Genomic DNA, 13258 nt, shown 5'->3' with positions numbered 1-13258 from the left:
CTACCGCCAAGGATACACATGAGGGGAATAGAATGCTGTTGACGCTTCTCGTCGATTCGTATTGCGCCGCTTGGTCTACGGAAAACGCCCAGCAACGACGGGCGCTGCTGTTACCGATCTGGAGCGACGGCGCAACGTATACGGACCCTACAGTCCACACTACCGGCGCGGAAGAACTGCTAGCCCACATCGCAGGTATCCAGAGCAAGCATCCGGGGGCTCGCATTGTGCGGACCAGCAACGTGGATGTTCATCATGACGTCGCTCGCTTCGCGTGGAAGTTTGTGATGCCTGACGGATCGTCTTTACCCGAGGGCTTGGATATCGCCTTTCTCGATGCGGAGCAAAAACGCCTGACGCGCATCATTGGCTTCTTCGGTTCATTGAAGCCAGCTTGACGTCCGCATTTGGGCGCATAGTTGCCGTCCCCGTCATGGCTCCAGCCCTCGACACTGCTGGTCAAGGTGTGAGCGGGTAAACGCTTACGATTCATCAGCGGTCACCGAACAAAGTCCGAGGAAATCAAATCAAAAAGGCCGGAAGGTTTTCCCTCCGACCTTTTAATTTCGTTTTCGAACCTGGTTAAGCAGCTTCGGTCGTGTGAGCCTTGCGGACTTCCTCGTCCGTCAGGATACCGCTAGCGCGAAGCAGTGCGGCAAAGCGACCATTGCTGTGGCTGAGTTCATCGAAGCTACCCTGTTCGACGATCCGGCCATTGTCGAGGAAAAGCACCTTATCTGCTTCGCGAACCGTCGACAGGCGGTGCGCGATGATGAAGGTGGTGCGGTTCTGGCGAAGGTTGTCGATCGCAGCCTTCACCCGGTTCTCGGTTTCCACGTCCAGCGCGCTGGTCGCCTCATCGAGAACCAGGATTGGTGCGTCCTTGAGGATGGCGCGGGCGATTGCTACGCGCTGACGCTCACCACCTGAAAGCCTGTTGCCACGCTCGCCGACATGCGTGTCATACTGCGCCTCGCGCGTCTCGATGAAGTCCGCAGCAGCTGCCGCTTCAGCAGCGCGGCGCATCTCTTCCTCGCTGGCACCTTCGCGGCCAAGACGAATGTTGTCGCTGATCGAGCGGTTCAGCAGACCCGCATCCTGGAACACGGTGGCGATGTAGCGGCGCAGCGATTTGCGGGTGACCTTGGTGATGTCGTGACTATCCACCAGGATCTTGCCGCTATCCGGATCGTAGACGCGCTGCAGCAGATTGACGAGCGTCGTCTTACCCGCGCCGGTCGGGCCTACGATCGCGACCGTCTGGCCGGCCTTCACGGAGAAGGAGACATTGTGCAGGCCCTGTGACGAGTTGCCGAAGCCGAAGGAGACGTCGCGGAATTCGACTTCGCCCTTGACATCCTTGATGTCGGCATTGCCCGCCGGCTCTTCGCGCTCGCGGACGGAGTCTTCGAGCATATAGAAGTCTTCAAGCTTCGAGCGGGCTTCGAAAATCTGCGTAGCGAACTGGCGCATCTGGTCGAGGCGGGAGATCAGCAGGTTTGCAAAGCCGATGAAGGCGATGACGTCACCGATCCGCAGTTCGCCGGCCTGAACCAGCAGCGTGCCGATCACAAGGATAATCATCATGGCGATGGTCGATGCCATGCGGTTCAGCGCACCGGCAAGCGCCCACCAGTCGAGCACCGGGTACTGAGCCTGCAGGAGCCGCTCGGCAAAGCCCTTGAGCGCCTTGGTTTCAGCCTCGATGCGGTTGTAGCTGTGCAGTACCGAAACGTTGCTGATTGAGTCGCTCACATGCGAGAAAACGGTATGGTAGTGGTTCTCGACCGAAGCCTGGCCGTCCTTCGTGCGGCTCATGACCAGACGGCCAATCAGCCAGTAGGCAAGACCAAGCACGACCAGAACGCCTGACAATCGCAGGTCCATGGACATGGCGGTCGGCACCAGGAGTGCAATGGCGACGACAGTCGAGAGGTGATTGCGCATGAATTCGAGCCAGAGGCCGAACAGCGTTTCGCAAGCGCGCAGCAGCGTATGCAGCGCGTTCGACGTGCCACGCTGGTGATGCCAGGAGAGCGGCATCGAGATGATGCGGCCGAATGCTTCCGTCAGCAAAGTCGCCCGCCGGCCGTGGGCTAGTCTGTCCGCCTCGCGGGCGACAAGAACGAAGGCGATCGTATTGAAGACGGCAAATCCGGCCCACATGAACAGGATGGGCTTGACCTCACCCTTGCCTGAGATGGCATCGATGATGCGACCGAACAGGATAGGCTCCGCAATCGTGATCGCGGCCAGAACAATGTTCGCAACGACCACCAGGGATACGCGGAGCTTGTAAGCGCCAAGGTAGCGCAAAGCTCTGGCATAGACCTTGAATAACGACACGGCGGTACCTCTTGTGTGGATCTGCAAAAACGGGATGGCGCGATGCTATGAAAAGACACCTGAACCGACGATTAACGGCGCATTCAGGTGAGGTGTTTCTGCAGAATGTGACGAGGCAACTGCGGTGGAAAGCTGCCCAACCGATCGGGAGTGCAACAATTTCCACTTGTATTTAAACCAAGCTTTAGCAATCCATAAACCTTATATGGAGCCAGCTTGTTAATCGAAGACCGTCGCCGCCACGTCCAGGTGGTCCGATCGGCGGATCTCACCTATCGCCCATTGCCGGGCAAGGGGCATTTTGTGAATATCCATTCTTTGGTTCAATTGCTTGTCGTCATAGAAGAATGCAAGAAGCCGGAAAACGTCGTTGAGGAGCTCCGGCGGGCCGTCCATTCCTATGGCTTCGAATATTATGGACTGCTTCGCCACCTGAAGCAGAGCCAAGATCCCTGGGGCCTCGTTCTTGCGGGGCATTGGCCCGAGCAGTGGCCGCAAACATACGTTGCAAAAAAATATGTCCTCATAGATCCAACGGTCAGGTATCTGGCGCAGGCGCAAAGGCCGTTTCGATGGAAGGACAGCCTTGCCGCCTACCGCCGCGACCCGCATCAGCGGCGCATGGAGCAGATGATGGCGGATGCCCATGCCCACGGCCTCCGCGACGGGTACATCTTCCCCATTCACGGAAAGAGCGGCGTGCTCGGAAATCTGAGCGTCGGCGGTGGGCCTGTGGAATTGTCGCCGGTCGAGATGTCGTTGTTCGAAACGGTTGCACGCAAAGCGTTCTGGCGGCTGCTCGATCTCAAGGGCGAAGCGAAGGCACTCGAAAGCACTTCATTGCTCGAGATGCCGTTGACGCGCCGGGAACTGGAAATCCTCCACTATCTGGCGGACGGCCTCACCTCGATCGAAATCAGCAAGGTGCTGAATATATCGAACCATACGGTCGATTGGTATATGAATGGGCTGCAGGACAAGCTGAAAGCCAAGAATCGGCAGCAGGCGGTGGCGCTGGCTTTCCGTCACGGGCTCGTTATCTGACCCTCGCATTTGGGAAACTCTATTTCGCAAGGGAAATTGAACTTTTCGTAACGGCGCGTTAAGAATTTTCTTCGCGGGTGCAGCATTGCCCGTTTCGATGCCGTGAGGAGAGCGCATTGCCCATTTCCAAGATACTCGTTGCCAACCGTTCCGAAATTGCCATCCGCGTGTTCCGCGCGGCCAATGAGCTGGGGATAAAAACGGTCGCGATATGGGCGGAAGAGGACAAACTGGCGCTGCATCGCTTCAAGGCGGACGAAAGCTATCAGGTCGGCCGCGGCCCGCATCTTGACCGCGATCTCGGGCCGATCGAAAGCTATCTTTCGATCGATGAGGTGATCCGCGTCGCCAAGCTCTCTGGTGCCGATGCAATCCACCCGGGTTATGGCCTCCTGTCCGAGAGCCCCGAATTCGTGGACGCCTGCAACAAGGCCGGCATCACCTTCATCGGCCCGAGGGCCGATACGATGCGTCAGCTCGGCAACAAGGTCGCCGCGCGCAATCTGGCGATCTCGGTCGGCGTGCCAGTGGTTCCGGCAACTGAGCCGCTGCCGGACGACATGGCGGAGGTCGCCAAGATGGCCGAGCAGATTGGCTATCCGGTGATGCTCAAAGCTTCTTGGGGCGGCGGCGGTCGCGGTATGCGCGCCATTCGTGACCCGAAGGACCTTGCCCGTGAGGTGACGGAAGCCAAGCGCGAGGCAATGGCGGCCTTCGGCAAGGATGAAGTCTATCTGGAAAAGCTTGTCGAGCGTGCCCGCCACGTCGAAAGCCAGATCCTCGGCGATACCCACGGCAATGTCGTGCATCTCTTTGAGCGCGATTGCTCGATCCAGCGCCGCAACCAGAAGGTCGTCGAGCGTGCGCCGGCACCTTACCTGGCAGAAGCCCAACGCCAGGAGCTTGCCGCCTACTCGCTGAAGATCGCCAAGGCGACGAACTATATCGGCGCCGGCACCGTCGAATATCTGATGGATGCCGATACCGGTAAGTTCTACTTCATCGAAGTAAACCCGCGCATCCAGGTCGAGCACACGGTTACCGAAGTTGTGACCGGCATCGATATCGTCAAGGCGCAGATCCATATCCTCGACGGCTACGCGATCGGTACACCGGAATCGGGTGTTCCCAAGCAGCAGGATATCAAACTCAACGGCCACGCGCTGCAATGCCGTATCACGACGGAAGATCCGGAACATAACTTCATTCCGGACTACGGCCGCATCACCGCCTATCGCTCGGCCTCGGGTTTCGGCATCCGTCTTGATGGCGGCACGTCCTATTCGGGCGCGATCATCACCCGCTATTACGATCCACTGCTCGTCAAAGTGACGGCCTGGGCGCCGAATCCGCTCGAGGCGATCTCCCGCATGGATCGGGCGCTGCGTGAATTCCGCATCCGTGGCGTGGCGACCAACCTCACCTTCCTTGAAGCGATCATCGGGCACCCGAAGTTCAAGGACAACAGCTATACGACCCGTTTCATCGATACGACGCCGGAGCTCTTCCAGCAGGTCAAGCGTCAGGACCGCGCGACGAAGCTTTTGACCTACCTTGCCGACGTCACAGTCAACGGCCATCCGGAGGCAAAGGACCGCCCACAGCCTTCGGAAGATGCAGCCAAGCCTGTTGTGCCCTACACCAACGGCAGCAAGGTCCAGGACGGCACCAAACAGCTTCTCGACAAGCTCGGCCCGAAGAAGTTCGGCGAGTGGATGCGCAATGAAAAGCGTGTTCTGATGACCGATACGACGATGCGTGACGGCCATCAGTCGCTGCTCGCGACGCGCATGCGCACCTATGATATCGCCCGCATCGCCGGCACCTACGCACATGCGTTACCGAACCTGCTGTCGCTCGAATGCTGGGGTGGTGCGACTTTTGACGTTTCCATGCGCTTCCTGACGGAAGATCCATGGGAGCGTCTGGCGCTGATCCGTGAAGGTGCACCGAACCTGCTCCTGCAGATGCTGCTGCGCGGCGCCAATGGCGTCGGCTACACGAACTATCCGGATAACGTCGTCAAATACTTCGTCCGTCAGGCGGCCAAGGGCGGCATCGACCTCTTCCGTGTCTTCGACTGCCTGAACTGGGTCGAGAACATGCGTGTCTCGATGGATGCCGTAGCGGAAGAGAACAAGCTCTGTGAAGCGGCCATCTGCTATACCGGCGATATCCTGAATTCGGCGCGCCCGAAGTACGATCTAAAATACTATACCGATCTTGCCGTTCAGCTCGAAAAGGCCGGCGCGCACATTATCGCGCTGAAGGATATGGCCGGCCTGCTGAAGCCCGCCGCCGCGAAAGTTCTCTTCAAGGCCCTGCGTGACGCGACAAGCCTGCCGATCCATTTTCATACGCATGATACGTCCGGTATTTCCGCTGCAACCGTGCTTGCAGCCGTCGATGCCGGTGTCGACGCGGTCGACGCCGCCATGGATGCGCTGTCCGGCAATACCTCGCAGCCCTGTCTCGGTTCGATCGTCGAAGCGCTGCGCGGATCGGATCGGGATCCCGGGCTCGATCCGGAATGGATCCGGCGCATCTCCTTCTATTGGGAAGCGGTACGCAACCAGTACGCAGCCTTTGAGAGTGATCTCAAGGGGCCGGCGTCGGAAGTCTATCTGCACGAAATGCCCGGTGGGCAGTTCACCAACCTCAAGGAGCAGGCCCGTTCGCTCGGCCTCGAAACCCGCTGGCATAGGGTGGCGCAGGCTTACGCCGACGCCAACCAGATGTTCGGCGATATCGTCAAGGTGACACCGTCTTCCAAGGTAGTGGGCGACATGGCGCTGATGATGGTTTCGCAGGATCTGACGGTTGCCGATGTTGTCAGTGCGGATAAGGAAGTCTCCTTCCCGGAATCTGTCATCTCGATGCTAAAGGGCGATCTAGGCCAGCCGCCGGGTGGATGGCCGGAAGCGCTGCAGAAGAAGGCGCTGAAAGGCGAGAAGCCCTATACGGTTCGTCCGGGCTCGCTGCTCGAAGACGCCGATCTCGACGCCGAGCGCAAGGTGATCGAGACCAAACTCGAACGTACGGTCAGCGATTTCGAATTTGCCTCCTACCTTATGTATCCGAAGGTTTTCACGGATTTTGCGCTCGCTTCCGATACTTACGGCCCGGTCTCGGTTCTCCCTACGCTCGCCTATTTCTACGGCCTGGAGGACGGCGAGGAACTCTTTGCCGATATCGAAAAGGGCAAGACGCTGGTTGTCGTCAATCAGGCGATGAGCGGTACGGACAGCCAGGGCATGGTGACGGCTTTCTTCGAGCTTAACGGCCAACCGCGCCGCATCAAGGTGCCGGATCGTGCGCATGGCGCTTCCGGTGCCGCTGCCCGCCGGAAGGCCGAGCCTGGAAACGCCGCCCATGTCGGCGCGCCGATGCCGGGCGTCATTTCCCGCGTTTTCGTTTCGCCGGGCCAGGCAGTCAGCGCCGGCGACGTGCTGGTCTCGATAGAGGCCATGAAGATGGAGACAGCGATCCACGCGGAAAAAGACGGCACGGTCGCCGAAGTGCTCGTCAAGGCCGGCGACCAGATCGACGCCAAGGATCTGCTGGTCAGCTATGCCGGCTAACCGGAAGCCGAAGGGTTAGGGTGGCCCCAAGGTCGCCCTTTCGTTGTAAGGAAGGCCGAAAATGAACAAGCTCAAGATTGCAGTTATCGTCGGAAGCACACGCATCCGTCGCTTTGCCGATCATCCGGCGAAGTGGATTGCAGAGATTGCCGCGCAGCGGCCGGAATTTGAAGTCGAAGTGCTCGATCTTCTCGACTACCCCATGGCTTTCTTCGGTGAAGCACGTGCGGTGGAAGCTGAGAGCGAAACGGCGGAGCGCTGGAAGAAGAAGCTGCGCGAGTTCGACGGCTTCATTTTCACTGTTGCCGAATACAATCACGGGCCGACGGCCGTGCTCAAGAATGCCATCGACCTCGGCGACTTCATCCAGAAGCCGGTTGCCTTTGTCGGCTATGGCGGCGTCGGCGGTGCGCGTGCCGTCGAGCAATTGCGGCTGGTCTTCGTTGAAATGGGCGCTGCTTCGGTAAAGACCGGCGTCCACATATCGTTCCCGGAATATCTCGCCGTTGCCAAGGAAGGCAAAAGCCTCAGCGACTATCCGCACCTTGTCGAAGCGGCGAAGAACCAGCTCGATCAGTTGGCCTGGTGGGGCAAAGCACTGAAGGCGGCGCGCTCGCAGTAAACGAGAGCTGCAGTGCTGGGCCGCGTGGTGAGAATCTGACGCTCGGATCCGGAGCCGAAAAACCATTTTCGAGGCCTTCAATCGGACAAGCGTTTGAGCTGTCGGAGCTGGATCGCGCACGAAGTCCTATCTTTTCAACCCGGAAATGCGTCCCAAGCCGGCAGCGCTTGGCTGGAGCTGCGCGCGTCGGGCGGTATATATTGCAGTTGTCATGTTGCGATCTACGCGGCCCGCAAACTGCCCTATTGCAATTTCGGTCAAAGCATCGAGCAGATGGGCGCGCTCTGTTGGCGCAAGGGCGGAAATATTAGAGTACGTGGCATAGAGGCTACGCACGCCAGACGCATCAAGCCTCAATGTCCAGCGGATAAATTCAGGAGGATCGGGTACGAACCCAGCATCCGTCATCTCCTCAATTCGTGCATCCGTATCAAGCGCATAAGGAGAACTGTCGGCCCCACCCGCTGACGGGCTCGCACGATGGCCAACGAACAAATGTTTGGTGGCATCATGAAAGGGATCGGGCCGACTTACATCGCCAAAAACGTTCCACCAAAGGGCGACCGCGCCGCCCGGTCGCAGCAATTCATGAATACGTCTCAGAGCAGGCGTAGCTTCCAGCCAGTGAAAAGCCGTCGCACTGGCAACCAAGTCGAACGAGGCAGGCTCCGGGTTTGCGTCTTCAAAAGGCAGCGCGAGCACCTGCAGGCAGTCGTCCGCAAACGAGGTTCGCAGGAAGTCCGCCAGCCGCATGTCAGGTTCAACCGCTGCCAACCGCCGCGGCTTGTGCGCCAGCAATTCTGCCGTTGCAAGGCCAGTACCAGCGCCGATCTCCAAAATATCAATGCCGGGTCCAAGGTTAGAGCGTTCGCGCAACAGCTGCCATGTTTCTTCAGGATAGCGCGGACGGGCAGCATGATAGTTGGACGGTTCGGCCCCGAATGCCACACGACCAAACACACGATCCAGTGTGGGAACTGTCATCGCGTCCTCCCAAAGGCACTGACCACTCAGACCTTTTTCGCCCGTGATGTGCATATTATTCAAGTAGCGTGAGTCTTCACCACTAGATTTCGTAAGTATGTGCGGCGTTGATCGTCGAAATGAAGCGCTTGGTACGCTCACGCTCTGGCGCGGTGAAGATGGCCTTCGCCGTGCCGGTTTCGACGACGTTTCCTGCTTCTAGGAACACGACGTTGTGGGCGATTTTTGAGGCGAGCCGCAAGTCATGCGTTGCGATGACCATGGTCGTGCCTTCGCTGGCCAGCTTTGCAAGAACATCGACGACTTCCGCCGAAAGTTCGGGATCGAGCGCCGAGGTCGGCTCGTCGCAGAGCAAGACGCGTGGCGAGGGGGCCAATGCACGGGCGATTGCGACACGCTGCTGCTGGCCGCCGGAGAGCGTCGAAGGCCACGCATCGGCCTTATGCGCCATTCCTACCTTGGTCAGCAGTTCCATGGCGCGGGCATGGGCCCTTTCCTTCGGCCACTTCAGCACCGTCACCAGACCTTCCATGACGTTTTCGATCGCGGTTTGATGCGGGAAGAGCTGGAAATTCTGGAAGACCATCCCCGTCTGGCGGCGAATCTTCTGGATTGATGGCCAGCCCGTTTTCCTGCCGGGTACAAAATCCAGCTTCTCTTTGCCGATCCTGATGGATCCCGTTGTCGGGATCTCAAGCAGGTTGATGCAACGGAGAAGCGTACTCTTGCCGCCGCCGGAGGGACCTACGAGGGCCGTGACGCTGCCTTCCGGAATGCGGATGCTGATATCCCTGAGGATGATGGCATCGCCGAAACGTTTCTCGATGTTGGAAAGCTCGATCATGCATTTGTCTCCAGCATGCCGCCGTAGCGCGCGAAGCGGCGCTCGAGGCGCACCTGCAGCGCTGAGAGAACAGAGCTCAGCACAAGGTAGATCAGCGCCGCCTCGATATAAAGGATCAGCGGCTCATAGGTTGTCGCAACGACGCGCTGTGCAGCCTGGAAAAGTTCGGGCACGGTGATTGCTGCTGCTAGCGAGGTATCTTTCACCAATGAAATGAAGGTGTTCGAGAGCGGCGGCACGGCAACGCGGCCGGCCTGCGGCAGAATCGTGCGGCTCATTGCCTGCCGCCAAGTCATGCCGATCGAATAGGCAGCTTCCCATTGTCCCTTCGAAACGGAGGAGATGACGGCCCGGATGATTTCAGAACTGTAAGCACCGATATTCAGCGTGAAGCCGATCAGAGCCGCCGGAAAGGCGTCAAGCAGAATGCCGACGCTCGGGAGGCCGTAGAAAATGACGAAGAGCTGCACGAGCAGCGGCGTGCCACGGATCACCCAGACGTAGAACCGCGCGATCGAAGCAACCGGAGCCGGGCCAAAGAGGCGAGCCACGGCAGTCACCAGCCCGAGCGCCAGGCCGAAGACGAAGGAGAGCAGGGTCAGCGGTATGGTGAAGATCAGTCCGGCCCACAAAAGGGTGGGGAGTGATTCCGCCATCAGTTGAAGCCAGTGCGGCACGGGTGTGTTCCTTGATAAAAGGGCGTCCAGCGGGATTTCGCTGGACGCTCTTCAGCAGATATAGAGGATGTGCCGGCGGCAGGAAACCGCTCCTCTGGAGCGCTTACTTCGAGACGTCTTGGCCAAAATATTTATCGGCGATCTTCTTATAGGTGCCGTCGGTCTTGATGTCTGCCAGTGCCTTGTTGATCGCCTCGAGCAGTTCCGGCTCTCCCTTGCGGATGATGATGCCGGAGTAGTCGGCGTTTTCCTGCTCGGCTGCAATCTTCACATTTGCGTCCGGCTTGTGCTTCTTGAAATCCAGAAAAGAGAGGCTGTCGTTGATCGTCGCATCGGCGCGGCCGGTCAGCACGAGCTGGATAGACTGGTCGAAACCTTCGGTGCCGACGAGTTCTGCGCCGGATTGCTCGGCGAGCTTGCCGAAGTTGCTCGTCAACGACTGGGCAGCTTTCTTGCCCTTCAGGTCCGCAAAGCTCTTGATGCTGTCGTCGTCTGCGCGGGCGATGAGCACGGCCTTGGATGCGATATAGGGCTCGGAGAAGTCGTACTTCTGCTTGCGGGCTTCGGTGATGCCGACCTGGTTGATGACGGTATCGTAGCGCTTGGCATCGAGGCCGGCGATCAGGCCGTCCCACTTGCCTTCAACGAACTCAGCCCTGACGCCGAGCTTGGCGGCAATCGCTTCGCCGATCTCGACGTCGAAGCCCACGAGCTTGTTGCTTTCATCATGATAGGTGAAAGGCGCGTAGGTGCCTTCCGTGCCGATCTTGAAAACGCCTGCCGACTTGATGGCGTTGAGATTTTCGCCGGCCTGGGCGGAGACGAAAGCAGCGGCTGAGATAAGGGCTGCTGCGGCGATGGTCTTGAGGAGCTTCATGTTTTGCAGGTCCAATGTGGGAGGAATTCAATGAGAGATAGATCGCAGAAAATAGGGCGTCGCGAAGCGTAGAAAACTGCAAAGAAATTGGGCAACTGCGAATATTTTTCTCATTTGTCTGGCTTTTGACGCGGCCTGTTTCAAGGCGTCAGAAAACGTGCGTCCGATGCCTATTGTGTGCACGTTGATATACGTTTATGCACGTTCTTAGAAATTAATGCCAACTTGTGAGCTAAACAGGCATGAACACGACAGAGATGCTGTTGAGGGAGCGGCAGAACATCATATCGGGCAAGCTTCAAGCAAACGGCCGCGTGCTTGCAGCTGAACTCGCTCTGGAATTCAGGGTCTCAGAAGACACGATCCGCCGGGATCTGCGCGAGATGGCGGCTGCTGGGCTTTGCGAGCGGGTCTATGGTGGTGCGCTGCCGATTTCGCCGGCGGGCGGCAGCCTCAAGCAGCGAATGGATATTGCCCTTGATCGCAAAGAACTGCTGGCGCAGGCCGCCGTCTCGCAGATTGCGCCCGGGTCGACGGTATTCTTCGATGCCGGGAGCACCAATCTTGCGATTGCCAATGCACTTCCATCAGACATGAGACTGACGGCTGCAACGAATGCTCCGGCGATCGCCGCGGCGCTGATGGACAACGGCGGTGTCGACGTCATCGTGATCGGCGGTATGGTCGACCGGCAGGTGGGCGGCGCGCTCGGCGCCAAGGCGATGCGGGATATGGAGCAGCTCTCGCCCGATCTTTGCATTCTCGGCGCCTGCGGCATCGATCTGGAAGCAGGTGTCACGACCTTCGGTTTCGAGGATGCGGAGTTCAAGCGGTTTGCGACATCAAGGAGCCGGAAGGTTCTGGTTGCGGTGACTTCGGAAAAATTTGGGACAGCGGCGCCGCACAGCGTTTTGCCGGTTGCGCATTGCGAATGCCTTGTGGTCGAGCACGATGCCGATGAGGCACTGCTTGCAGCCTACCGTGAGCGGGGTTGCCGGACCGTCAAGGCCGGAAGGCTCGATGAATTGAGATGAGGAGCCGACTCGTAGCGTAGGCGGCAGGAGGAAGACGGTAATAAAATGGATAATTCGACGAATATAGCGTACGGAGTTCGGCGCGGCTTCCTGCCGAAGAGCAGGGTGGCGGTGTCGCTGCTGTTCCTGATGAACGGCTTTGTCGTCGGTTGCTGGGCGCCGAAGATTCCGGATTTTGCGGAGCGGCTGGAACTGACAAAATTCGAGCTTGGGCTGATGATCCTGGTGTTCGGCGTTGGATCTTTGACACTGATGCCGATTGCCGGCGCGCAGATCGCCAGGCACGGCTCGCGCGTGGTGTCGCGGGCAACTGCGATCTGCCTGCTGCCAATTCTTCTGGCCCTGACGCTGGCACCGAATGTAGTTACCGGCGCAATCGCGCTCTTCCTGTTTGGCGGGTTCATTGGTGCGATGGACGTTGCGATGAACGCCAACGCAGTCGCCGTCGAGAAATCGATGCGGCGGGCGATCATGTCGTCCTGCCATGCCTTCTGGAGCCTCGGCGGGTTGATCGGTGCGGGCCTCGGCGGCTTCGTTATCGCCAAGCTCGGCGTCCTCGGCCATGCCGAGCTCGCCACAGTGTTCGCGTCGATTTTCCTCGTGATCGCCTGGCCGATGATCCTTGCCGATCCGCCGCATCCGGACGAGAAGAAAGAGAAGGCACGTCTGCCGATGACGCCTCTGCCATGGCTGCTCGGGTTGATGGCGCTCTTTTCGATGGTTCCGGAAGGTGCGGTGCTGGACTGGGGTGCGCTCTATCTCCGCCAGGAAATGAATGCATCCGTGGCTCTTTCCGGTTTTGGTTTCGCGGCCTTTTCGCTGACCATGGCAATCATGCGTTTCGCCGGCGATCTGGTGCGCGACAGGCTCGGTGGCGTCAGGACGCTGCGAATCTGCACCCTGTTTGCCATCGCCGGCATGCTGATCGCAGCCCTGGCGCCGAATGCCGAACTCGCCATCGTCGGCTTCGCGTTCTGCGGCATCGGTATTTCGAACATGGTGCCGATCGCCTTTTCCGCCGCAGGCAATATCCCTGACCTGAAGGCCGGGATCGGCCTTTCGGTCGTCACGACCCTGGGCTATTCCGGCATGCTGGTCGCGCCTTCTGCAATCGGCTTCGCTGCCGAGCATGTCGGCTTTAGCGCCGTTTTCATGGCACTGCCGGTGTTGCTGCTGGTGGTGCTGATCTTTTCGAAGCTTGCACGCTACGCAGACGGCATCTCCGGCGGCAGCCACTAGGGCTGCCAAG

At 59.0% G+C, this 13258-nt stretch carries 11 protein-coding genes; 6 read left to right on the top strand and 5 right to left on the bottom strand.

Going from position 1 to position 13258, the window contains the following annotated elements; genetic code table 11:
• Nucleotides 1–32: 32 nt before the first annotated feature.
• Nucleotides 33–398, top strand: a complete 366-nt coding sequence (locus tag N2599_RS17430) for a hypothetical protein (RefSeq protein ID WP_027512057.1) — start codon at nucleotides 33–35, stop codon at nucleotides 396–398.
• Nucleotides 399–582: 184 nt separating this feature from the next.
• On the opposite strand, the gene N2599_RS17425 is transcribed toward N2599_RS17430, so the two are convergent.
• The gene (locus tag N2599_RS17425; protein ID WP_027512058.1) at nucleotides 583–2346 is read right to left on the bottom strand and encodes a glucan ABC transporter ATP-binding protein/ permease; all 1764 of its coding nucleotides are present in this window, start codon (nucleotides 2344–2346) and stop codon (nucleotides 583–585) included.
• Between the two features lie 303 nt (nucleotides 2347–2649).
• Between N2599_RS17425 and N2599_RS17420 the strand changes: the two genes are divergently transcribed.
• The 3 genes from N2599_RS17420 to N2599_RS17410 all read left to right on the top strand — a co-directional run bounded on the left by N2599_RS17420 (nucleotide 2650) and on the right by N2599_RS17410 (nucleotide 7593).
• Nucleotides 2650–3390 carry a LuxR family transcriptional regulator gene (locus tag N2599_RS17420; RefSeq protein ID WP_027512059.1) on the top strand — a complete coding sequence of 247 codons (741 nt, stop codon included), beginning with the start codon at nucleotides 2650–2652 and terminating at the stop codon, nucleotides 3388–3390.
• Between the two features lie 116 nt (nucleotides 3391–3506).
• Nucleotides 3507–6971 (top strand): pyruvate carboxylase, encoded by a 3465-nt coding sequence (gene pyc, locus N2599_RS17415; protein WP_027512060.1) that lies wholly within the window; start codon nucleotides 3507–3509, stop codon nucleotides 6969–6971.
• A gap of 61 nt (nucleotides 6972–7032) precedes the next feature.
• The gene (locus tag N2599_RS17410; protein WP_027512061.1) at nucleotides 7033–7593 is read left to right on the top strand and encodes an NADPH-dependent FMN reductase; all 561 of its coding nucleotides are present in this window, start codon (nucleotides 7033–7035) and stop codon (nucleotides 7591–7593) included.
• A 126-nt stretch (nucleotides 7594–7719) separates the two neighbouring features.
• Here N2599_RS17410 and N2599_RS17405 read toward each other — a convergent pair whose 3' ends face one another.
• From N2599_RS17405 to N2599_RS17390, 4 genes are all read right to left on the bottom strand, one after another.
• The gene (locus N2599_RS17405; RefSeq protein WP_027512062.1) at nucleotides 7720–8577 is read right to left on the bottom strand and encodes a class I SAM-dependent methyltransferase; all 858 of its coding nucleotides are present in this window, start codon (nucleotides 8575–8577) and stop codon (nucleotides 7720–7722) included.
• An 82-nt stretch (nucleotides 8578–8659) separates the two neighbouring features.
• Nucleotides 8660–9421: an amino acid ABC transporter ATP-binding protein gene (locus N2599_RS17400; RefSeq protein WP_027512063.1), complete on the bottom strand. Its 762-nt coding sequence runs from the start codon at nucleotides 9419–9421 to the stop codon at nucleotides 8660–8662.
• A complete protein-coding gene (locus N2599_RS17395; RefSeq protein ID WP_027512064.1) occupies nucleotides 9418–10098 on the bottom strand; it encodes an amino acid ABC transporter permease in 681 nt (226 codons plus the stop codon). The genes N2599_RS17400 and N2599_RS17395 overlap by 4 nt, the downstream gene beginning before the upstream one ends.
• A gap of 103 nt (nucleotides 10099–10201) precedes the next feature.
• On the bottom strand, nucleotides 10202–10975 hold the full coding sequence (locus tag N2599_RS17390; protein WP_027512065.1) for an amino acid ABC transporter substrate-binding protein: 774 nt from the start codon (nucleotides 10973–10975) through the stop codon (nucleotides 10202–10204).
• Nucleotides 10976–11217: 242 nt separating this feature from the next.
• Here N2599_RS17390 and N2599_RS17385 point away from each other — a divergent pair, with 242 nt between their 5' ends.
• Both N2599_RS17385 and N2599_RS17380 read left to right on the top strand, forming a co-directional pair.
• Nucleotides 11218–12009 carry a DeoR/GlpR family DNA-binding transcription regulator gene (locus tag N2599_RS17385; protein WP_037142979.1) on the top strand — a complete coding sequence of 264 codons (792 nt, stop codon included), beginning with the start codon at nucleotides 11218–11220 and terminating at the stop codon, nucleotides 12007–12009.
• 45 nt (nucleotides 12010–12054) lie between these two features.
• The gene (locus N2599_RS17380; RefSeq protein WP_027512067.1) at nucleotides 12055–13248 is read left to right on the top strand and encodes an MFS transporter; all 1194 of its coding nucleotides are present in this window, start codon (nucleotides 12055–12057) and stop codon (nucleotides 13246–13248) included.
• Nucleotides 13249–13258 lie beyond the last annotated feature (10 nt).

This window comes from Rhizobium sullae, assembly GCF_025200715.1.
Classification (GTDB): Bacteria; Pseudomonadota; Alphaproteobacteria; order Rhizobiales; family Rhizobiaceae; genus Rhizobium; species Rhizobium sullae.
Note: the sequence above shows the minus strand (reverse complement) of the source record. Positions and strands in the feature narration are given on the sequence as shown.

Excerpts from the sequence above, each read along its gene's own strand:
- N2599_RS17430 (WP_027512057.1), top strand. The coding sequence starts at position 33 with ATGCTGTTGACGCTTCTCGTCGATTCGTATTGCGCCGCTTGGTCTACG.
- N2599_RS17410 (WP_027512061.1), top strand. The coding sequence starts at position 7,033 with ATGAACAAGCTCAAGATTGCAGTTATCGTCGGAAGCACACGCATCCGT.
- N2599_RS17405 (WP_027512062.1), bottom strand. The coding sequence starts at position 8,577 with ATGACAGTTCCCACACTGGATCGTGTGTTTGGTCGTGTGGCATTCGGG.
- N2599_RS17400 (WP_027512063.1), bottom strand. The coding sequence starts at position 9,421 with ATGATCGAGCTTTCCAACATCGAGAAACGTTTCGGCGATGCCATCATC.
- N2599_RS17390 (WP_027512065.1), bottom strand. The coding sequence starts at position 10,975 with ATGAAGCTCCTCAAGACCATCGCCGCAGCAGCCCTTATCTCAGCCGCT.
- N2599_RS17385 (WP_037142979.1), top strand. The coding sequence starts at position 11,218 with ATGAACACGACAGAGATGCTGTTGAGGGAGCGGCAGAACATCATATCG.
- N2599_RS17380 (WP_027512067.1), top strand. The coding sequence starts at position 12,055 with ATGGATAATTCGACGAATATAGCGTACGGAGTTCGGCGCGGCTTCCTG.